The 18,586-nt window shown below is 64.5% G+C and carries 25 protein-coding genes; 13 read left to right on the forward strand and 12 right to left on the reverse strand.

Annotation, left to right across the window (positions count from 1 at the left end; genetic code table 11):
- Window positions 1-108: 108 nt before the first annotated feature.
- The gene (locus JQ621_RS07620) at window positions 109-339 is read right to left on the reverse strand and encodes a hypothetical protein (protein ID WP_212233842.1); all 231 of its coding nucleotides are present in this window, start codon (window positions 337-339) and stop codon (window positions 109-111) included.
- Between the two features lie 164 nt (window positions 340-503).
- Here JQ621_RS07620 and JQ621_RS07625 point away from each other — a divergent pair, with 164 nt between their 5' ends.
- Window positions 504-749, forward strand: a complete 246-nt coding sequence (locus tag JQ621_RS07625) for a hypothetical protein (protein WP_212233843.1) — start codon at window positions 504-506, stop codon at window positions 747-749.
- Window positions 737-910 carry a DUF3606 domain-containing protein gene (locus JQ621_RS07630; RefSeq protein WP_212233844.1) on the forward strand — a complete coding sequence of 58 codons (174 nt, stop codon included), beginning with the start codon at window positions 737-739 and terminating at the stop codon, window positions 908-910. The genes JQ621_RS07625 and JQ621_RS07630 overlap by 13 nt, the downstream gene beginning before the upstream one ends.
- Before the next feature lie 80 nt (window positions 911-990).
- Here JQ621_RS07630 and JQ621_RS07635 read toward each other — a convergent pair whose 3' ends face one another.
- From JQ621_RS07635 to JQ621_RS07645, 3 genes are all read right to left on the reverse strand, one after another.
- Window positions 991-1,215, reverse strand: coding sequence for a hypothetical protein (locus JQ621_RS07635; RefSeq protein WP_212233845.1), 225 nt, complete (start codon window positions 1,213-1,215; stop codon window positions 991-993).
- Between the two features lie 59 nt (window positions 1,216-1,274).
- On the reverse strand, window positions 1,275-1,511 hold the full coding sequence (locus JQ621_RS07640; RefSeq protein WP_212233846.1) for a transcriptional regulator: 237 nt from the start codon (window positions 1,509-1,511) through the stop codon (window positions 1,275-1,277).
- Window positions 1,512-1,607: 96 nt separating this feature from the next.
- Window positions 1,608-1,817, reverse strand: a complete 210-nt coding sequence (locus JQ621_RS07645) for a cold-shock protein (protein WP_212233847.1) — start codon at window positions 1,815-1,817, stop codon at window positions 1,608-1,610.
- A 440-nt stretch (window positions 1,818-2,257) separates the two neighbouring features.
- Between JQ621_RS07645 and rpsU the strand changes: the two genes are divergently transcribed.
- The 7 genes from rpsU to JQ621_RS07680 all read left to right on the forward strand — a co-directional run bounded on the left by rpsU (window position 2,258) and on the right by JQ621_RS07680 (window position 7,076).
- A complete protein-coding gene (gene rpsU, locus JQ621_RS07650; protein ID WP_212233848.1) occupies window positions 2,258-2,530 on the forward strand; it encodes a 30S ribosomal protein S21 in 273 nt (90 codons plus the stop codon).
- A gap of 160 nt (window positions 2,531-2,690) precedes the next feature.
- Window positions 2,691-3,431: a haloacid dehalogenase type II gene (locus tag JQ621_RS07655; protein ID WP_212233849.1), complete on the forward strand. Its 741-nt coding sequence runs from the start codon at window positions 2,691-2,693 to the stop codon at window positions 3,429-3,431.
- A gap of 16 nt (window positions 3,432-3,447) precedes the next feature.
- Complete coding sequence (locus JQ621_RS07660) at window positions 3,448-3,915, forward strand: YbaK/EbsC family protein (RefSeq protein ID WP_212233850.1); 468 nt, start codon at window positions 3,448-3,450, stop codon at window positions 3,913-3,915.
- A 272-nt stretch (window positions 3,916-4,187) separates the two neighbouring features.
- Entirely contained in the window at window positions 4,188-4,442 is a 255-nt protein-coding gene (locus JQ621_RS07665) for a hypothetical protein (protein ID WP_212233851.1), read from the forward strand.
- Between the two features lie 21 nt (window positions 4,443-4,463).
- Window positions 4,464-4,808, forward strand: coding sequence for a YciI family protein (locus JQ621_RS07670; protein WP_212233852.1), 345 nt, complete (start codon window positions 4,464-4,466; stop codon window positions 4,806-4,808).
- Window positions 4,805-6,043, forward strand: a complete 1,239-nt coding sequence (locus tag JQ621_RS07675) for an RNA polymerase sigma factor (protein ID WP_212233853.1) — start codon at window positions 4,805-4,807, stop codon at window positions 6,041-6,043. Before JQ621_RS07670 ends, JQ621_RS07675 begins: the two co-directional genes overlap by 4 nt.
- 187 nt (window positions 6,044-6,230) lie before the next feature.
- On the forward strand, window positions 6,231-7,076 hold the full coding sequence (locus JQ621_RS07680) for an adenylate/guanylate cyclase domain-containing protein (RefSeq protein ID WP_212234287.1): 846 nt from the start codon (window positions 6,231-6,233) through the stop codon (window positions 7,074-7,076).
- A gap of 68 nt (window positions 7,077-7,144) precedes the next feature.
- On the opposite strand, the gene JQ621_RS07685 is transcribed toward JQ621_RS07680, so the two are convergent.
- From JQ621_RS07685 to JQ621_RS07695, 3 genes are all read right to left on the reverse strand, one after another.
- The gene (locus JQ621_RS07685; protein ID WP_212233854.1) at window positions 7,145-7,498 is read right to left on the reverse strand and encodes a hypothetical protein; all 354 of its coding nucleotides are present in this window, start codon (window positions 7,496-7,498) and stop codon (window positions 7,145-7,147) included.
- A gap of 105 nt (window positions 7,499-7,603) precedes the next feature.
- On the reverse strand, window positions 7,604-8,590 hold the full coding sequence (locus JQ621_RS07690) for a tripartite tricarboxylate transporter substrate binding protein (protein ID WP_212233855.1): 987 nt from the start codon (window positions 8,588-8,590) through the stop codon (window positions 7,604-7,606).
- A 210-nt stretch (window positions 8,591-8,800) separates the two neighbouring features.
- The gene (locus JQ621_RS07695) at window positions 8,801-9,736 is read right to left on the reverse strand and encodes a LysR family transcriptional regulator (RefSeq protein ID WP_212233856.1); all 936 of its coding nucleotides are present in this window, start codon (window positions 9,734-9,736) and stop codon (window positions 8,801-8,803) included.
- 116 nt (window positions 9,737-9,852) lie between these two features.
- Between JQ621_RS07695 and JQ621_RS07700 the strand changes: the two genes are divergently transcribed.
- The 3 genes from JQ621_RS07700 (at window position 9,853) to JQ621_RS35745 (ending at window position 11,454) form a co-directional block, all read left to right on the forward strand.
- A complete protein-coding gene (locus tag JQ621_RS07700) occupies window positions 9,853-10,551 on the forward strand; it encodes a pirin family protein (RefSeq protein WP_212233857.1) in 699 nt (232 codons plus the stop codon).
- A gap of 44 nt (window positions 10,552-10,595) precedes the next feature.
- Entirely contained in the window at window positions 10,596-11,195 is a 600-nt protein-coding gene (gene wrbA / locus JQ621_RS07705) for an NAD(P)H:quinone oxidoreductase (protein ID WP_212233858.1), read from the forward strand.
- Window positions 11,196-11,319: 124 nt separating this feature from the next.
- Window positions 11,320-11,454, forward strand: coding sequence for a hypothetical protein (locus JQ621_RS35745; protein ID WP_283813159.1), 135 nt, complete (start codon window positions 11,320-11,322; stop codon window positions 11,452-11,454).
- 3 nt (window positions 11,455-11,457) lie between these two features.
- On the opposite strand, the gene JQ621_RS07710 is transcribed toward JQ621_RS35745, so the two are convergent.
- From JQ621_RS07710 to JQ621_RS07725, 4 genes are all read right to left on the reverse strand, one after another.
- Entirely contained in the window at window positions 11,458-12,342 is an 885-nt protein-coding gene (locus JQ621_RS07710; RefSeq protein WP_212233859.1) for a protein-L-isoaspartate O-methyltransferase family protein, read from the reverse strand.
- A gap of 98 nt (window positions 12,343-12,440) precedes the next feature.
- Complete coding sequence (locus JQ621_RS07715; RefSeq protein WP_212233860.1) at window positions 12,441-13,589, reverse strand: GNAT family N-acetyltransferase; 1,149 nt, start codon at window positions 13,587-13,589, stop codon at window positions 12,441-12,443.
- A gap of 148 nt (window positions 13,590-13,737) precedes the next feature.
- Window positions 13,738-15,090 carry an O-antigen ligase family protein gene (locus tag JQ621_RS07720; protein ID WP_212233861.1) on the reverse strand — a complete coding sequence of 451 codons (1,353 nt, stop codon included), beginning with the start codon at window positions 15,088-15,090 and terminating at the stop codon, window positions 13,738-13,740.
- Between the two features lie 39 nt (window positions 15,091-15,129).
- On the reverse strand, window positions 15,130-16,197 hold the full coding sequence (locus JQ621_RS07725) for a glycosyltransferase (protein ID WP_212233862.1): 1,068 nt from the start codon (window positions 16,195-16,197) through the stop codon (window positions 15,130-15,132).
- Between the two features lie 221 nt (window positions 16,198-16,418).
- Here JQ621_RS07725 and JQ621_RS07730 point away from each other — a divergent pair, with 221 nt between their 5' ends.
- Window positions 16,419-17,390 carry a glycosyltransferase gene (locus tag JQ621_RS07730; RefSeq protein ID WP_409334194.1) on the forward strand — a complete coding sequence of 324 codons (972 nt, stop codon included), beginning with the start codon at window positions 16,419-16,421 and terminating at the stop codon, window positions 17,388-17,390.
- Here the strand turns inward: JQ621_RS07730 and JQ621_RS07735 are convergent.
- On the reverse strand, window positions 17,387-18,412 hold the full coding sequence (locus JQ621_RS07735) for a glycosyltransferase family 2 protein (RefSeq protein WP_212233863.1): 1,026 nt from the start codon (window positions 18,410-18,412) through the stop codon (window positions 17,387-17,389). The two genes, JQ621_RS07730 and JQ621_RS07735, sit on opposite strands and share 4 nt — an antisense overlap.
- Window positions 18,413-18,586 lie beyond the last annotated feature (174 nt).

An 18,586-nucleotide genomic window follows, 5' to 3' on the forward strand; every position in this document is an offset into this window, starting at 1 on the left:
TTCCGCATCGCTGAGCCAGTAGACCTGCTTTGCCATTCAAGCCTCCCTTCCGTTGAGAAGCTTGAATCACAATCTAATTTCAGATGGAATCCCTATTGAGTACAGACCCTAAAGCAGCACCATCATCTCGATGGCCAGGATGCAAATCAGGACAGCGCAGCCGATCAGATAGCCCTGCCGAAAGCCGGAAAGCTCGCCCGAGCCTTCCGGGTCAATATGCTTGAAGCACAAAGCGTCCTCCGGATCATGCGCAATCGAAATGCTTTGAGTATCAATCCGTCGTCCGACCCGGCCATTGAATTGCCGGACCGGAGCCGACAGGCGCCGAACAATGGCCACGAGCCTAACCGCAGCGCATCCCGAGCGAATGGAAAACTTTGCGCCGATCGATCGTCATCTCCGGAGAGCGCCGGTTGACAGCAGGGCCGGCCCGTCTTTCTGGCGATGGCTTTTTCGGGCGGCCGGCCGCGAGGAACGGGCACGGTTCGGCGGAGTTGACGATCATGACACGCGTCAGCGCACTTGAAGGATCGTTCGAGATCGCCTGGAGCTTTCTGGAGAAGTCCGGCGAGCTGAGAGGGGCGACCGAGTCCGCGAACATCATCATGGACGCGATCGAGCAGCAGCTGCGCGCAGGCGAGCGCAGAACGCTCATGCTCGCCAACAGGGCGATTTCTTCCTATCGGGAGCAGGTTGCGAAAGCCCCATTTGTCGATACTCGAGACCGGGACATCATATGGCTCTATTGACCAGGCGCGCGCAACCGGATCGCAGCAAGATCAACATGGACAGGGATGAAGAGGTCAAATCCTGGTCCCGCGAGTTCGGCATCACACGCGCGAAGCTGCAGGAGATCGTCGAAAAAGTGGGCAACTCCGCCGCCGCAGTCCGCAAGGAATTGACGAGGTGAGGCCAGACAGGAGTACCCTCGTCGGGCTGCTTCTCGTCGACGTTGCGCTCGCGATTGGCCTAGTCTGAGAGACAGGCGAGCTACAGCATCGTCAGCACGATTATGCCGTCTTCGAGCTCGCCCGAGGCAAGCCGCGCCCGCGCGATCTGCTCGAACTGGGTCCGGTATCGATGGAGATAGCTGAAAGCCTGCTTGTCGGTCTGGAACGTCGTCGTCAGTCTGCAAAGCTGGCGCGCCGCGCCTAGCGCAAGCGTGAATGTAATCGTTCCTTTGCCGTCCGACTTTGCTCTGGGCACGATCAACACTCTCTTGCTTGAGACCAGGCTTCTGCTTAAGACTAGGCTTCGGCGTTCGTCGCACCGGGCTATCGCCCCGACTTCCTCGTCCGCTTCTTTGGCGCCGGCTCGGTCGCCGCGCGAGCCGCGTCCGCAGCTTCCCTGGCTTCGCGCAACTGGCGCAGTCGCGCCATGTTCTTGCGGACCTCGATGGCCTGTCGTTCGACATCCGCAATCGCACGCACACCTTCTTCGGCTGCCAGGCGCTGACGACCGGCGCGCGCGATTGCCTCAGGTGACGGTACCGCCGACTTTCGGGTGCTCATCCTTCACCTCGTTTGGCAACAGGCAAAACCCGCTCAATCCTGGGATCGAGCGGGCAACAGGCCGTTTCAGTACATCCGTGAAACGGCGCGACGAGATCAAGCCAGCGAGAGGTTTTCTGCGCTGACCTTACCGCGCATCTTGTCGGTCTTGAGCTCGTAATTGACCTTCTGGCCTTCGGCGAGACCGCCGAGACCAGCGCGTTCGACCGCGCTGATGTGAACAAACACGTCGCTGCTGCCATCGTCCGGCTGGATGAATCCGAAGCCCTTCTGGCCATTGAACCACTTCACGGTACCTGTCGTCATTCTCTTCTCCAAAGCGCACACGCGCGTTCCGCGCGACAATCACGCGGCAGTTTCAACTTCGTCGATGTCTTTGGAAAAGGAGCCCGCGGGCACGATCAACAAGGCACAGCGGCTAATCGAATGCGGGGAATATACACATTGTTCGCCGTTTTACAAGGAAAGGCGCCAGTTTGTTTTCGGGCCGGCGATCCCGGGTGCCGGCGGGGGCAGCTCGAGACCTGATTTGCCGGGTCGGGGCAATGCCCTTATCGATTGACTTGGCCGCACGGGGGTGGTCACCTCGCCGCCACTGAGCCGCGCATCGCCGTGACGGGCAAACCTGCTCGTTCGAACCGACGAAGATATCCGCGGTTGCTCCCATTCTCCCATTCGCAACGAGTTCCCTGCGCAACCGGCTGCGTGCAGGGTTGTCCCCTTTCGCAGCCCAGCAAGGAGTTTCGATGCAGGTAATGGTCCGCGACAACAATGTCGATCAGGCCCTTCGTGTCCTGAAGAAGAAGATGCAGCGCGAAGGCGTGTTTCGCGAAATGAAGCAGCGTCGCGCCTACGAGAAGCCTTCGGAGCGAAAGACGCGCGAGAAATCCGAGGCGATCCGCCGCGCCCGCAAGCTTGCGCGCAAGCAGGCGATCAGGGAAGGCTTGCTGCCCGCGCCGCCGAAGAAGAAGCTCCCCGAACGCAAGGCGCCTCTGCCGCAGCTCTCCAGGCCGGCGTAGCGGCACGGCTTGGTCGCTCGGAAACAACGAAGCGACCGAGCGTCACATTCCGCCGATCACGCTTGCGGTGGCCGACACCCGCTGTGCTCTGGTAAGCTGACGTCCTGTGCACTCCCCCAAACGGGGTTCCTGTAACCGCAAGGGCCGGGAAGGACAGTCGATGAAGTTCAAAGCCGTCGTCTTCGATGCCTATGGGACACTCTACGACGTCCAGTCGGTCGCTGAAATCACCGAGGATGCGTTTCCGGGCTATGGCGAGATCATCACGCAGGTCTGGCGGATCAAGCAACTCGAATACACCTGGTTGCGCTCGCTGATGCGGCGCTACCAGGATTTTGCGATCGTGACGCGCGACTCGCTGGCCTATACGTTGCGCGTGCTCGGGCTGGCCTATGAGAACGAGGCGTTCGAGCGCGTCATCGCGAAGTACCTGGATCTCGATCTTTATCCCGACGCGACCACGGCGCTCGCGGCCTTGCGGCCGCAAAAGCTTGCCATCCTCTCCAATGGCAGCCCGGACATGCTGAATGCGCTGGCGCGCAGCTCCGGTCTCGACCGCCTGCTCGATGCCACCATCAGCGTCGATGCCAGGAAGATCTTCAAGCCGAGCCCGGAGGCCTATGCGCTGATCGGCGAGGTGCTCGGCACCGCGCCCGAGGACGTCCTGTTCGTCTCCTCCAATCCCTGGGACGTCGCCGGCGCCAAATCGTTCGGGCTGAACGTCGCCTGGATCGAACGGGTCACGCCGGAGGCCATGGCGCTGGCTTGCGTCGAGACCGAACTCGTGGCACCGCTGACCATGTTCAAGGCGATCCGCACCCAGATGGACGAGCTCGGCTTTGCGCCGGATCATCGCGTTCGCTCGCTCGCGGAGCTGCCTGAGATCATTGCCCGCCCGTAAGTCCGGAACGATTGGAATGAGCCTGGAATCCGTTCGCGCCTACTTCGCCGAAAAAGCCCCCGACATTTCAGTCATGGAATCGCCGATCAGCTCCGCCACGGTGGCGCTGGCTGCCGAGGCCTATGGCGTCGAACCCGGCATGATCGCCAAGACGCTGTCGCTGCGTGTCGGCGAGCGCGTGATCCTGATCGTCGCAGCCGGCACCTCGCGCATGGACAACAAGAAGGTGAAGGCGCAGTTCGGCGGCAAGCCGAAGATGCTGGGGCTGGAAGAGGTCGCGGAGATCACCGGCCACGAGGTCGGCGGCGTCTGCCCGTTCGGGCTGAAGTCGCCATTGCCGGTTTATTGCGACGTCTCGCTGAAGGCATTCGACGTGGTAGTGCCGGCTGCGGGCTCGACCCACAGCGCCGTGCGCATCACGCCCGAGCGGTTGGCCGAGCTCACCGCGGCCGAGTGGGTCGATGTCTGCGAACACCGGCCGTAAGGCGGCAAGGCCGGCTTAGAGGGCGGCCATTGAGGGGCGGGCGCAAATTGTGCGCGTCTGACATCCGCTCCAAGTGCGACAGCCGGTCTCCCGCCAGATCGGGAGCTTGGCGAAGCCCCGGCTGCCGCGCGCTCCCGGCAGCGATTTCGACCCGGTCGCTGACCGCCCCGACTCCGCAAAATTTTCCGGCCGGATGTCGATTGCCGTCCCGGCACCGCGTCTCCATTGCAAGCGAACCATGGCGGCTCGCTGATGCAGGGCAGAGGCGGACCATGAGCGGGCGTCGCAGTGGCAGGGCTGTCATTCAACTGTTGTATTTCGTCGCGCGGGCATGGCTCGCCTTGACCACGCCGTGCGGCGCCCAGACCGAGGGCGCTCACCTGCAAGGCGGCGTCGCCGTCGAGCGCCAGCTGGTCGCAACCCGGACCGGTGTCTCGGCCTCGCAAAAATTCTTTCAGCCGATGTCGATCCGTCCAGACACGGCGCGTCTCCGTGATGGTGTCGCCAGATGCGGCACGCTGATGTAACTTCAACATGAGGAGCAAAACATGAAATATGCGCTGCTGATCTATGAAGACGAGGCCCTCTACGGTCCCGACAAATCCGGCCCGAAGATCGCCGAGATCGTGGGCAAGCACATGACCTTTACGCAAGAGCTCGGTGCCAGGCGCATCGGTGGCAGCGGCCTGAGAGCGACCTCGGCGGCGACCACCATACGAACCGTGGCCGGCAAAAAGACCGTACATGACGGCCCCTTCGCCGAAGCCAAGGAACAGCTCGGTGGCTTCTATCTGATCGAGGCGGCCGACCTCGACGAGGCCATCGCGATCGCCAAGCGCGTTCCCGTGCTGCAGGACGGGTCGATCGAGATTCGCCCGCTGCTTGAGCCGTGAACGGCTCCGCCATCGAGCGCGTTTTCCGGGCCGCGGGCGGGCGTATCATTGCCGCGCTCGCGGGCCGGTTTCGCGATCTGTCGCTTGCCGAGGACGCGTTTTCGGAAAGCTGCGTGCGGGCGCTCACGGCCTGGCGGGAGCGCGGCATGCCGGACGACCCGGCGGCGTGGCTCTATCAAGTCGCCGGCCGGGTCGCTCTCGACATGCTGCGCCGACAGCGCACGCGACGGCAACTCGCTCCGGAGCAGCCGCCCGCCGAGGCCGATGCGGAGGACGTCATGACCGCCGATAGCTACGTGATTCCCGACGACCGTCTGCGGCTGATCTTCATCTGCTGTCATCCGGCCGTGGCGCCGGACTCGCGCGCGGCGCTGACGCTGCGTCTGGTCTGCGGCCTGACCGTGACCGAGATTGCGCGCGCCTTTCTGGTCGAGGACACCGCACTCGCACAACGGCTGGTTCGCGCGAAGCGCAAGATCGCAGATGCCGCAATTCCGTTCGAGCTGCCGTCGCCCGAAGACTGGCCCGAGCGGATCGAGGCGATCCTTTCCACCATCGAGGTCGCCTATGCCAAGGCCCATGAGGACGCGGCGGGCCTGAGCCCACACGCCGGCTTTGCCGCCGAGATGCTGCACCTGGCGTCCATGCTGGCCGAGCTGGTGCCCGATGCCGGCGAAGTGCACGCGCTCGCGGCGCTGCTTCATTACGCAGAGGCCCGCCGGCCGGCACGCGTGGACGCCGCTGGCGTGATGGTCCCACTCTCCGCGCAGGATCCCGCGCTATGGCGCCGCGATCTGATCCGGCGCGCAGATTCCCTCCTGGCAGCGGCCGTCCGTCTGGCGCCGGACGCTGTCCGCACGCTTCAGGCGCGGCTCCAGGCCTGCTGGTGCGCGCGCTCCAGTCTGTCTGACCCCGCCCCCTGGCGCCGCATCCGCGACATCTACGACGAATTGTTGCTGGTTCGTGACGACCCGATCGTCAGGCTCAATCGAGCCGTGGCCGTGGCGGAGCTGGAAGGTGCCGAGGCGGCGCTGGCCGAGCTCGAAGGGCTGGATGGCGAGCGGCTCGCGCAGTTTGGCCCCTATCACGCCGTCCGGGCCGACCTGCTCACGCGCACCGGGCGAATAGAGGAGGCGCGCCTGGCGTATGCCGTCCTCCTCGCGCTCGATCCTCCACCTGCAGAACGGCAATGGCTCTCCGGCCGGCTTGGGGAGCTGACCTCGAGGTTGCATTGACGCCAGCCCGGCTGTTCGGCCCGGCCACGATGGCACCCCGCTGTCGCCAGGACACTGCCCGCTCTCGTCAAACCGATGGGCTGCTGCAATCCGTCGCGCGGCTATGACGGTTTTGAGGCAGGTGCCCGCCGCGGCAGCGAAAATGATCCTGATGCATTTGCCGGTCAGGAAGGCTAGCATGGCGATCATGACCGAAGACAAGGTGAAACGACGACTGACCACCGTGCTGTGCGCCGACGTGCACGGCTATTCTCGCCTCATGGAAGCCGACGAGACGGGAACGCTGGAGACGCTGCGCCGCTCCCGCGCCGCCATGGCGCGTTTGGTCGAGCGTCACGACGGCCGCATCGTCAATACCTGGGGCGATGCCGTGATCGCCGAATTCGCCAGCGTCGTCGAGGCCGTGCAATGCGCGATCGAAATCCAGCAGGAAGTTTCCAATCAGGAGTCGGACCCGCCCCAGGCGAACCCGACGATGAGCCCGATGCGATTTCGCATCGGCATCAACCTCGGCGACGTCATGGTGGACGGCACCAATATCTATGGTGACGGCGTCAATATCGCATCCCGCCTGCAAGAGCTTGCCGACCCCGGCGGCGTCGTGATCTCGAGCTCGGTCTACGATCAGGTGCACAACAAATTGTCGGTTGGCTTCGACTGTCTCGGCCAGCGCCCCATGAAGAACATCGCTCCCCTGACCAGCTATCGGTTGACCTTGGGTGGCCAAACCACGGGACGAGGGAGCGCCCCGAGCGAAGGGGGCCCACCCCTCCGGGAGCCAGTTCGTGCCACGTGGAGTGGCGACAGGCATGAGCCGTCCGCTCCGACGAATGTGGTCTCGGAGTGGCTGGGGAAGCTACCCCGCCCGGTCGCGGCGGCCGTCACGGTCTCGGCCTTTTTGATTGTGATCAATCTGCTCACGGGCGCGCACAAGATCTGGTTCCACTGGCCAGTCGCGGTCATTCTGTTCGGCGCCATCTTGCGGACGGTGCTTGGACATCGACCCGAGTCGGACAGCAGGGGCGAACGCTGAAAGGGCGGCACGACCGCCATGTCACGCCCATCGCCGCGCGCTTTTCCCGATCGTGTTCTCCTCAGCGCCTAATCATCGTCGTCGTCATAGGGCCGCGGCTGCGCCTGTGGCGGTGGAAGCGGCGCATTGTTGTAGCGTGGCGGCGCAACGCGGTTTCGCGGGACCGGCTGCGGAGGCGGAGCCTGGTTGTTCGACTGAAACACCGCGCGACATGCGCTCGATAATTGCAGAGTGTTCTGCTGCAGGCAGGCCACGATGCGGTTCTCGTCGGGAATCTGACTGCTGCACAGTCGCCACACATCCGGCGTGCAGGCCATCTGCTGTTCCAGTGTGCCGCGATGCTCCTGCGCGAACGCCGCGCCCGGCGCGACGATGCCGGCGATCGAAAGTGCAACACTGAGCGCGATCTGCCCTGTCCGCATATGTCTGTCCTTCTCAATCCCGCCAATTGTCCTCAATCAATGAGGCACGAGAAGGTTTCTTGACGGACAACAAGATGTGAAGGCGCGCACGAACTTAGCGGGAACCTATTCGACCCGTCCGATCTTCTTGACCGCCGCGATCAGCCGCGCGCTATCGGTCGCCACGAAGTCAGCGAATGCGGGCGCGTCCTGATAGGCGACGAGACTACCCGAGGCTTCGAATGTCCTCAGCACATCCGGGCTCGTCATCACCTGCGCCATCGCCTCGCGCAGACGTGCCGCGATCGGCGCAGGGAGCGCGCTCTGCGCAAACAGTCCGGCCCAGATGTACATCTCGACATCCTTGTAGCCGAGCTCCCGGAAGGTGGGCACGTCAGGAAAGCTCGCGATGCGCTGCGCGCCGCAATTGCCGAGTACGCGCAGCTTGCCGTCATCGACCTGCGGTTTCAGCGTGCCCGGCGCCGCCGCAATCGCCTGCACGGTGCCGCCGAGCAGCGCAGTCAATGCCGGCCCCGCACCGCGGAACGGCACATGCAATAACTTGATATCGGCGCTGCTGGCGAACATCTCCATCGCGACATGCAGCGTGCCGTAGGGACCGGACGAGCCATAGGTGATCTGCCCCGGGTGTTTCTTTGCGTCCTCGACAAAGTCCTGCGCCGTCTTCCAGGGTGCCGAAGCCGGTACCGCGAGCAACGTGGGATCGGCCAGCACGCGCGCGATCGGCATGAACTGCGACACTTCGTAGGCGACGGGCCGGTCGAACAGCCGGTCGGCCTCGGGCAGCACCGCCAGCGAGGACAATGTCATCAGCAGCGTGTAGCCGTCGGGCTCGGCGCGCGCGGCCGCGGCATTGCCGACCGATCCGCCCGCTCCGCCGGCGCGGTTGTCGACGATGACAGACTTACCGAGAATCCGCTCCAGCGCCTGCGCGACGGGACGCGCGGCAAGGTCGGCCTGGCCACCGGCCGGGAACGGCACGATCATGGTGATGTTGCGGACGGGATAGGTTTGCGCGAGCGCCGGTCGCGAGATGATTGTTTGCGTCAGCGGCAGGGCAGCCGCGGCGCGCAGCAGGTCACGGCGGTTCATCGGCAGCCTCCCCCGATATCATTTTGTTGTTTGTTCGAGGAGAGTAGCGGCTCGCGGCGAGCACGCAAAGCGGCTTGTGAGCGATGCCGTCTCAAAGGGCTCCGTCATTGCGAGGGCAGCAAAGCAATCCAGAGTCTTTCCGCGGAGGGATTCTGGATTGCTTCGCTGCGCTCGCAATGACGGGTTGACGGAGCGTGCTCGCCTTACAAGCTACCCCGCTTTCCCGCTCTTCTTCGGCTTCCGCTTGCAGGTGCCCGGCAGCTTGGCCGCGAGGAAATCGCCGAGTGCTTCGACGCGCGCGGGGCGCGGGCCGCCGGGTGGGGTTACCAGGTGTACGGCGCCTTCGGCCTGCTTCCAGTCTTTCAGGATCACTTCGACTTCACCCGATGAAATCGCCTCGCCGACGATGAATTCGGGCAGCTCGGCGATGCCGAGGCCCGCGATCAGCGACGGCATCACCGCTTCGCCATTGTTGACGCGGAGCTGGCCGCCGGGGCGGACACTCGCCTGCTCGCCGGCCGCGTTGGTGTAGTGCCAGACGTTGGGCGTCGAAAGATAGGCGTAGCTGAAGCATTTGTGCTCGGCGAGGTGCATCGGATGCGTCGGCCGGCCGTGCTTCTTCAGATAGGACGGCGCGGCCACCGTGAAACGCGGCATGGTGAAGAGGCGCCGCGCGATCAGCGAGGAGTCCGCCAGCCGTGCGATCCGCACCGCGATGTCAAAACCTTCGCCGATGAGATCGACGGTCGCATCGCTCAAATGCAGATCGACCGAGACCTCCGGATAGGTCTCGAAAAACTCCGGCAAGAGCGGCGCCACCGCCTTGATGCCGAACGTCATGGGCACCGCGAGCCGCACCAGGCCGCGCGGCGCCACCGATTGCGCGAGCGCCTCGTTCTCGGCCGCTTCCCCGTCGGCGAGCAGCCGCGTCGCGCGGTCGGCCAGCTTGTGCCCGGCGTCGGTGAGCGCGAGCCGGCGCGAGGTGCGGTTGAACAGCCTGGCGCCGAGCCGCTCCTCCAGCCGGGTGACCGCCTTGGAGACAGTCGCCTTGGACATTGCGAGCTCGCTCGCGGCCCCCGCAAACGACCGTAATTCCACGACTTTTGCGAAGATCGCGAGCGCCTCGAAGTCGGGGAGTTTTGCCATGGCCCGGTCCCGTAATGCTATTTAGGGAAACAATGTGTTTCGACAGTTTCTATTTCTATACCACAGACGGAGGCTTATCCAAGCTTCATCAGGACTTCAGGACTGGAGAGATTCCCATGATCGAACTCAGACCTTTCGCAAAACTCGGCGGCGCCGATCACGGCTGGCTCAAGGCCAGGCATCATTTCTCCTTCGCGGACCACTACGATCCGAACAACATGGGTCATGGGTCCTTGCGGGTGTGGAACGACGACGAGATCGCGCCGAATACCGGCTTTCCCGCCCACCCCCACGCCAACATGGAAATCATCACCTATGTGCGCGAGGGTGCGATCACCCATCAGGACAGCCTTGGCAACAAGGGCCGCACCGAAGCGGGCGACGTGCAGGTGATGAGCGCCGGCAGCGGCATCCGCCACTCCGAGTACAATCTCGAGCCGACCAGGACCCGTATCTTCCAGATCTGGATCGAGCCGACCGCGCGCGGCGGCCAGCCAACCTGGGGATCGAAGCCGTTCCCGAAGGCGGACCGTTCCGGCAAGCTCGTCACCATCGCGAGCGGCGTTGCAGGCGACACCGACGCGCTGCCGATCCGCGCCGATGCGCGGGTGCTCGCCACCACGCTGAAGGCCGGCGAGAGCGCCGAGTACGAGCCACAGAAGGCGCGGCACCTCTACCTCGTGCCGGCCGCCGGCGCGGTCGAGATCAACGGCGTGCGCGTCAACGCCCGCGACGGCGCTGCGATCCAGGGCGAGAGCAAGCTGACGATAACCGCCCTCGAAGACTCCGAGCTCGTGCTCGTCGACGCCGCGTAACACCCGACAACCATCCATCACATCCAACTCGAACGGAGACCACCATGACCAAAGTTCTCGTCCTGTATTATTCCGCCTATGGCCATATCGAAGCGATGGCGAATGCCGTTGCCGAGGGCGCACGCGAAGCCGGCGCAACCGTCGACATCAAGCGCGTGCCCGAGCTGGTGCCGGCCGAGGTCGCCAAAGCCTCGTATTACAAGGTCGACCAGGCTGCCCCCGTCGCCAAGGTCGAGGATCTCGCGAACTACGACGCGATCATCGTCGGCACCGGTACCCGCTTCGGCCGGATGGCTTCGCAGATGGCGAACTTCCTCGACCAGGCCGGCGGGCTCTGGGCCAAGGGGGCGCTGCATGGCAAGGTCGGCGGCGCCTTCACCGCGACCGCGACCCAGCATGGCGGCCAGGAGACGACGCTGTTCTCGATCATTACCAATCTCCTGCATTTCGGCATGGTGATCGTCGGCATGAACTACGGCTTTGCCGGCCAGATGAAGCTCGACGAAGTCACCGGCGGTGCGCCCTATGGCGCCACCACGATCACCGGCGGCGACGGCAGCCGCCACCCCAGCGCCAACGAGCTGGCCGGCGCGCGTTATCAAGGGCGCGTGATCGCGGAGACCGCGAAAAAGCTGCACGGTTAAGCTTAGGCCTCATAGCCAGCTGCATGGCTGATGCGACGGGGGCGGCATTCTCTGAAGGGAATGCCGCCCCATCTTATGTAAGCAGGAACGACAGCGCTTACGACACGCAAGGCTTACGAGACCAATGGCTTTCGAACTTCTCCTGATCGCACAGATGATCCGCAAGCCGGCCCAGGCGCTCGCGCGCCGCTGGTATTGTCGCAGCCTGTTCCGTGCCTCGCGCGGCCGGTTTCACTGCGCCGAGTGCGGGGGATCGTGACCGTCACGCCTGTGTGATGTCGCCGTGCGCCGGGATGCTCGCTGCCGGCGCGGATGCGGGCGCTGTTGACAGCCACCAACCGTCGCCGGCGAACCAGCAGGTGTCGTCAGGCACCTCCCCTCGCCGAAACGATTGCACGACCTCCCATCCCCTCGCGAATGCCTCGGCCAATCGCCGGCCCGCCTCCGCGTCCTGAAGCCCCGCGCAACCGATGAACTGGGCCCGGCTCAGGAATTTGGCGGGCCAGGCCGCCCCCTGCTCCGGACGCGTGATCATCAGCATGCCGCCGAGCATGCCCTCGGGCGCGAGCGGAAACACCAGCCGGCCGCCGGGGCGCAACGCCTCGAGCCATTCCGTGGCCGGCTGCGCCGCGCCCGCGCAGACATAGATCACGTCGACGCTGGGCAGATCGGACGCGATGCCCGAGCGCTCACGCAGCTCGACGGTGGCGATATCCTTCAAATTCTCGCGCGCAAGCCCCGCCAGGCGCGCGTCGATCTCATAGGCATAGACGCGGCCCTTGGGCCCGGCGAGTTCGGCGAGAATGGCGGTGTAGTAGCCGGTGCCCGCACCGATCTGCAGCACGGTCTCGCCTTCCCTGACACCTGTGCCGCTCAGCCAGTAAGCGTGCGCGCCGGGCATGCCGATGTTGACGCCGCGCGCCGGATCGAGCGCGAGAAGCGCGTTCTGATAGAGAAAGGCGGGATCGTCATCGGGCGTCACGACATAGGGATGGCCGCCGAAGGAGATCGACCACGGTCCTGGGCCGGCGAAGGGCTCGCGCCTCACGTTGCGAAAGGCCCGCTCGAGACGAGGGTCCGTGGCCTTGGCCGCAGTGCAGATCAATTGCGCAAAGAAAGCACGATATTTCGCCGACCGGTCGTCCATGCCGCCTCCTGCTTGCGGAGGCAACGATAGCACAACGATTGCGATATTCGAGTGACCTTGCAACCCGCGAGCGACGAGCGCTCCAGCGCGTTCCCTTTTTAGCGCGCTCCCTTGCCGATCGCCCGCGCCGCAAGGGCTGCGAGCTTCGGATGGCGGCGCAGACCCTGCGCGGCATGGTCACGCAGGACGTAAGGCAGCCCGCGCCAGGACAGGGCGACGCTGGCATCGGTCAGGGCGACCTGTTCGGCGCCGAAGCGACGCTTGTAGTCGTGATTGCCGATGCTGAGATCGAAACGCCGCACGCCCTGCGCATGCAGCGCCGCCATGGTGCGCTCGGTGACGAGCAGTCCCGGAGAGCAATTCGCCCATCGCCTGCCGGCATGGCCGATGCGCAGCAGGAAATAGGTCGCGCCATGTCTGACGCCGAGCGTGGTGGCGACGACGCCCTCGTCGCAGACGAGCGCCGAGATCACCGCGTAGCCTTCCGCAACACCCTGCCGGGCGACGTCGCGGTAGAAGCCGGCATGGGCCGCATCATTGAGCACGAACCGCGAGCCGAGCTGGTGCATACGCTCCTGCTGCTGGGCGTCCATCACGTCGAGCAGTTCGTGCGCGCGCTCAATGTCCGTGGCGATCTCGAACCGCGCGCCGGGGTTGCGGTTGAACACGCGCCAGCAGCGCGGCATCTGCATGCGCTTGATCGAGGCCTGGTACTGCCCGTAGTCGTCGCCCATCATCACCAGATTGCCGTTGAGCGATGACGATCCCGGCCGGCCGAGCGACACCAGTGGGTTCGGCCGGGCGCCGACATGGGACGGCATTTTTTTCAAACGCAGCACGTCGAAACGATCGGGCAAGGCGCGCAAGGCATCGACCAGCGCCGCGCCGATCGCTTGTGCGCCCGCCGCGTCGAACGTCGCATCAACGGCCAGGATCGGGGCGTTGTTGTCGGAGACACCGAGATCGGCAAACTCGACGACGCGGATGCCGCGCCTCGTGTGGCTGAACATCGGCACGATCGCGATATCCCTGGCCGTCGCCGTATCGGTGATGATTGCGATCAGCGGCGCGACGTCGTGAAAGGCCTTGTACCAGGCGTCGAGCCAGTAACCATGCTGGAACGCGGTGCGATGGCCGGCGTTCAGGCGCAATGCGGCCCTGTGCCAGTCACGCATGAAATCGACCGAGATTCCCGACGTGCTGGACGACACCCGACCGTCTAAGTGCTCAACGCTGAGAAACGCCATTTGCGAGGCATACAGTTACAATACATGTCCAGATAGATTATGTTTTGCCGCAGACCTCAAGTTACGTCGCAGCTTATCGTTAAGCCGTTACCGTCAGGCCGAGCGCTCTCCCGTGTCCCGATATGGAACGCGCGTCTGCGACAACTTGTCAGCGACCGGGTTCCGGCCGCTCGACACATTGAAATCTCGCCAGGAAATGCAGGCCGGCCACGGCGAGAGCGAACATGAACCAGACCGGATTTTGACGCTCGAGCAGGAAGGTCTCGGTCGCCCCGAAATACAGGCCGAACAGCCAGATGGTGAGGAACAGCTTGCCGAGCGCGTTGCTGCGGCTGTGAGCCTGGGCCTCATGGAAATTGCGCAGCGGCGCGAGAACGAAGATGAGGATGACGAGCAGCAGGCCCGGCAGGCCTATCGTGACGGCGAGATCGAGATAGCTGTTGTGGCTGTGCGCCGCGCTCACCGCCCACTCCGCGCCCTGGGTGGTCTGTCGCTCCGTCACGCCGTCCCAGAACGCCGCATAGCCATGGCCGGTGACCGGCTTTTCCGCAACGGCTCTGAGCGCAAACTCCCAGATCTCGGCACGGCCAGTGAAGGTGGGATCGATCGGAAGCGCGCCCGTGATGCTGCCGAGCGCCGGACTGAGGACACTGCCGACCGTCAGCAGGTTCAGCACGACCAGTGGCGCGAAGCAGATGATCCGCTTCAGCCACAGGCTCCGCGTGAGGTAGACCAGCGATGCCAGGGCATAGATCGCAAGGCACAGTACCGACGATGTCTTGCCGCCGGTGAAGACCAGGAAGACGCCGGCAAGCAGCGCGATCGCAGGTCCCATCACGAAGGAGCCGACGGCTGCCAGGTAAATGCCTGTATAAACCAGGATGGTCATGACGGGCGAGGCGACGTTCTTGTGGCCGAAGCTGCCGCGCCAGTCGCCGGCGAGCTGCGGCTCTGTGACATCGAGCGCGCTGTGGATCGAAAATTGCGGGGCAAAGAAGACGCCGAGATAGCACAGCGCCAGCAGCACCAGCGCGGCGCCGCCAAGGCACAGATTGAAGCTCCGCAGCGTCGGCGGCAACAGCGGCAGCAGGACGGCGAGCGTCGTCACGCTGGTCGCGACCACGAAGCGCTGCATCGAGATCCCGCGGCTCTCGGAGAAGGCGAGATTGATCAGCATCCAGCCGATCAGGCAGACATGCAGCGGCGTGACCAGGCTTCTGAGCGAGGGCGCATCCGTCGAGAGCGTAAACAACACCGCGACCGTGGCCAGCAATCCGAATGAAATGTAGCTTGTCGCCAACCGTCCGCCGACGACGTTGGCAATGTCGGGATTGCGCAAATCCGGAAACGGATCGAGCGTGATCAGGACCAGCAGCAGGGTGGTGACGGCAACGAGACAACGCGCCACGTTCGCGACGTCCAGCCGTGCAAGCACGCCACGCAGCGCGTGGCCGAACGAGCCGGCCTCGACGTCGGTCATGTCTGCGGCGCTACGATCCATGCCTCTCGGCCTGACGGGACGATGGAGAACCCTGAGGGTCTAACCCATCCCCGTTAACCATCCGTCAACCAGCATGCCGGAGGCGGCAGAAACCCGGCTCTGCCGCGCAACGCCGCGCGCGATCTCGTAATATTGCAGCGCGCGCTGCTCCAGCGTCAGATTGTCCATGATGTAGCCGCGCGGATCGAACTTGCCCGTGCTGCAGCCGGCCCAGAAATCGGTCCAGCGTTCCTCGAAGCCGGCGCTGTCCGTGAATTTGAGGCCGCAGCGATCGTCCCAATAGGGCACCGACGAGACCGGCGCGAACCGGACGCGGTGCGGATAATAGTCGGGATCGGGCCACGGGCCGCCGGGATCCCAGGCGAACACCGGCACGCCGCTGGACAGGGCCTGCTGATAGGCGATTCCCTGGCTCTCGTTCTGGCACAGGAAGATCATCGCGCGCGAACGCGCCAGCGCCGCTTGATAGTCTTCCTCCCTGTAGCTGCCATAACGCAGCTCCGTGAAGGAGCGGCCCTCCTTGATCAGCCGCTCGCGAACCGGCTCGACCAGCTCCGGCACGTAGCGATCGCGATCCCAGCTGACCTTGTCGTACAGAAGGACATCGACGGTCTTGTCACGCGGGCGCGACGGCGCCCACATATCCGTGTCGATGCCGACCGGCCACGCCTCTGTCTCCGGCCAATGCGGCCGGTACATCTCGGCATACCAGGGGCCGGGCACCACGACCTTCTTGACTGGAAGGCGCTTGAACAGATCGGGGTCGTCGATCGGGTGATTATGCGCGGCGACGCCGAGCAGGATCGGATTCTTCCAGGCGAACTTGTCGAGCAGGAAGGTGCGGCCGATGATGCAGGCGACCTCGTCCGGATGCTGCGCGATGTAGCCGTAATCGTTGACGCGGTAACGGATGCCGAGCCGATCGAGTCCGGCGCAGAGATTGAGGAACACGCGTAGCTGTCCGCTCATGCGCGGCTCGCCGAACAGCATCTTGCGCGCCATGCGCCGCAGATGGCGGTCTCCTGGAAACCAGCGATCGTCCTTGTCCTCGTAGAACAGGTTGAGGACCATGTCGTCGGGATCGTAGTCGAATGTCTTGGCGGGCACTGGATCCATCCGCGGCATCAAGGCCTCGCATCCTCGCATGAGGCCGGCTGTCGCACCTCTCGAAATCAGGGACAGACTTAACGCCACAGGTTTAACGCTAATCTACGAAACCGGCGGCGCCGGCGCCTTCGCAACAACGATTTGATCGTTATGTGATTATGATCTGCATCGACTTGAACAGCCACCTGGTTAACGAATCCTTAAACACCGCGAGCCCTCGCTTGACCCTTGCCGACGCCATGCTCGAAGCACCGGTCACCGCGCCCGCGGTGACGTATGCACGCGCGATAACGCCTACGGTCTCGGTCATCATCCCCGCGAAGAACGCCGCCGCCTATATCGGCGAGACCATCGCCAGCGCGCTGGCCCAGAGCGAGGTCACCGAGGTCATCGTCGTCGACGATGGCTCGACCGACGACACATTGGCGATGGTGCGGGCCATCCGCGATCCGCGACTGCGGCTCATGACCAACGACGCAAGCGGCGTGTCGGCCGCGCGCAACCTCGGCGCATATCACGCGCGTGGGGACTGGCTGGTCTTCCTCGACGCGGACGATCGGCTGCGGCCCGGCGCTGTCGCGACGCTGCTGACGGCCGCGAGGACGGCCCCGAATGCCGTGCTAGTCTATGGCGACTACAATACGATCGACAGTGCGGGCCGGACGATTGGCCGCCGCGACCTGCTGAAGGGACGGCACAAGCCGTCGGGCCATGTGCTGGAGCGGCTCGCAAGGGGCAATTTCATCGTCAATGGCGGCATCATGCTCGTCAGCGCCGCTGCTTTCCGTGCCAGCGGCGGCTTCGACGTCTCGCTCCGCTATTGCGAGGATTGGCATTGCTGGTGCCGATTGGCTGCGCTCGGCGAGTTCGCCTATGTGCCAGAGCTTCTGCTCGATTATCGCCTGCACGCGACCAACACCATGAACGCCGCGCTACGGACGCCGCAGGATTTCTTCCCGGCGGTCGCGCGCGTGTTCGACGATCCGTTGATCCTCGGTAAGCTGCCGCCAGGCGCGGCAGCAAGGTTGCGCCAGGCGGCCGAAATCCATCTCGTGACTTATTCTGCGATGCAGGCCGTGCGCTTCGGGAGATATCGCGAGGCGCTCGGCTATCTCGGCACGATCGGCCAGCGCTCGCTCAAGGCGACGCCGCGGGCCACGATCAAGATTGCGCTGTCCTGGTTCGGAATCTAGCCGGTCTTCGAGGCCTTATAGGGCTTCGGATCGAATCCAAAGGCCGCAAGCGCAGAACCGACGGCCACCAGCACCGGGTGCATCGCCACGATCGCTTTCGATGACGTCAGCAGGCGAACCGAGCGAACCAGCGACAGCGGCAGCCGGCCGAGCACCTGCGCGAACACCTTCGCTCGCGCCGCCGCGCCCTCTGCGGCCTTGAGCTGCACGCGATAGTTGATCGCGCCAATGCGCAGGCTCCGCTTGGCGATCCAGCCGAGACTGGTACGGCTTTGCGGTACGGTCTCGGTGATGACGGCCTCCGCCGTCCAGTGGAAAATCATGCCGGCATTGCGGCCGCGATAGAAGAAATCGCAATCGCCGCCGCCGAGGAAATTGAAGTTCAGGTCGAAGGCGGGGCTGCCGAGCCGGTCGAACGCCGCACGCGTGATCAGGCAATTGCCGCAACCATAGATCAGCGGCACCGCGCCGGTGTAATCATAGGCAGGGCAGAAGGCGGGATGCCGCGCGAGCCAGGGCCGGCTGTCGTCCTCGAATACCGGGAGCACCGGTCCGCCGACCATATCGGCGCCCGTCGCCTCCGCGGTGCGAACCATCAGCTCAAGCCAGTCTGGCGACGCGATCTCGTCGTCGTCAATCATCAGGAAGCGCGTCGCCGCGGGAAACAGCGCCTGCGCCGTCTCGAACGCAGCGTTGATCGCCTGGCAATTGCCCTGACGCGTCTCGACCAGGCAGACGCCCTGGAGCTTGCCGGCGGCGAGATATTCGGCAGCGACCGGTGCACTGGCACGCCCGCTTGCGTCGTTCTCGACCATCACCACCGCGAAGGAGCGTGGGGTGCGCTGGTTGACGAGCGAGTCCAGCGTCAGCCGCAGATGGGCGGGGCGGCGGAAGCAGGGAATGCAGACGACGATGCCGACGGAAAGGTCGATGACGCGCGAGCTCGCGGCGATCTGCCGGAAGGGATCGCGCAACATTTCCGAAATCCGGCTGGTGGACAAGTCTGTCGGGATCAGCGTCATCGCGTTCTCAATGCCTGAGATATGTTGAAAAAGCCCTGCATCCACTGCCTCGCAGCGGGACGCCGGCGCGGGACAGAAGCGTCCCATAATGAACGTCTGCTTCGCTCTCGAAACCGCGCCGCGACGCCGACATCGCGACCATGGAGCGTCCTATCATGCGCTTAACCGCTTTTG

It is taken from the genome of Bradyrhizobium manausense (assembly GCF_018129685.1).
GTDB lineage: Bacteria > Pseudomonadota > Alphaproteobacteria > Rhizobiales > Xanthobacteraceae > Bradyrhizobium > Bradyrhizobium manausense_D.

Excerpts from the sequence above, each read along its gene's own strand:
- JQ621_RS07625 (WP_212233843.1), top strand. The coding sequence starts at position 504 with ATGACACGCGTCAGCGCACTTGAAGGATCGTTCGAGATCGCCTGGAGC.
- JQ621_RS07630 (WP_212233844.1), top strand. The coding sequence starts at position 737 with ATGGCTCTATTGACCAGGCGCGCGCAACCGGATCGCAGCAAGATCAAC.
- JQ621_RS07640 (WP_212233846.1), bottom strand. The coding sequence starts at position 1,511 with ATGAGCACCCGAAAGTCGGCGGTACCGTCACCTGAGGCAATCGCGCGC.
- JQ621_RS07645 (WP_212233847.1), bottom strand. The coding sequence starts at position 1,817 with ATGACGACAGGTACCGTGAAGTGGTTCAATGGCCAGAAGGGCTTCGGA.
- rpsU (WP_212233848.1), top strand. The coding sequence starts at position 2,258 with ATGCAGGTAATGGTCCGCGACAACAATGTCGATCAGGCCCTTCGTGTC.
- JQ621_RS07655 (WP_212233849.1), top strand. The coding sequence starts at position 2,691 with ATGAAGTTCAAAGCCGTCGTCTTCGATGCCTATGGGACACTCTACGAC.
- JQ621_RS07660 (WP_212233850.1), top strand. The coding sequence starts at position 3,448 with ATGAGCCTGGAATCCGTTCGCGCCTACTTCGCCGAAAAAGCCCCCGAC.
- JQ621_RS07665 (WP_212233851.1), top strand. The coding sequence starts at position 4,188 with ATGAGCGGGCGTCGCAGTGGCAGGGCTGTCATTCAACTGTTGTATTTC.
- JQ621_RS07670 (WP_212233852.1), top strand. The coding sequence starts at position 4,464 with ATGAAATATGCGCTGCTGATCTATGAAGACGAGGCCCTCTACGGTCCC.
- JQ621_RS07680 (WP_212234287.1), top strand. The coding sequence starts at position 6,231 with ATGACCGAAGACAAGGTGAAACGACGACTGACCACCGTGCTGTGCGCC.
- JQ621_RS07685 (WP_212233854.1), bottom strand. The coding sequence starts at position 7,498 with ATGCGGACAGGGCAGATCGCGCTCAGTGTTGCACTTTCGATCGCCGGC.
- JQ621_RS07690 (WP_212233855.1), bottom strand. The coding sequence starts at position 8,590 with ATGAACCGCCGTGACCTGCTGCGCGCCGCGGCTGCCCTGCCGCTGACG.
- JQ621_RS07695 (WP_212233856.1), bottom strand. The coding sequence starts at position 9,736 with ATGGCAAAACTCCCCGACTTCGAGGCGCTCGCGATCTTCGCAAAAGTC.
- JQ621_RS07700 (WP_212233857.1), top strand. The coding sequence starts at position 9,853 with ATGATCGAACTCAGACCTTTCGCAAAACTCGGCGGCGCCGATCACGGC.
- wrbA (WP_212233858.1), top strand. The coding sequence starts at position 10,596 with ATGACCAAAGTTCTCGTCCTGTATTATTCCGCCTATGGCCATATCGAA.
- JQ621_RS35745 (WP_283813159.1), top strand. The coding sequence starts at position 11,320 with ATGGCTTTCGAACTTCTCCTGATCGCACAGATGATCCGCAAGCCGGCC.
- JQ621_RS07710 (WP_212233859.1), bottom strand. The coding sequence starts at position 12,342 with ATGGACGACCGGTCGGCGAAATATCGTGCTTTCTTTGCGCAATTGATC.
- JQ621_RS07715 (WP_212233860.1), bottom strand. The coding sequence starts at position 13,589 with ATGGCGTTTCTCAGCGTTGAGCACTTAGACGGTCGGGTGTCGTCCAGC.
- JQ621_RS07720 (WP_212233861.1), bottom strand. The coding sequence starts at position 15,090 with ATGGATCGTAGCGCCGCAGACATGACCGACGTCGAGGCCGGCTCGTTC.
- JQ621_RS07735 (WP_212233863.1), bottom strand. The coding sequence starts at position 18,412 with ATGACGCTGATCCCGACAGACTTGTCCACCAGCCGGATTTCGGAAATG.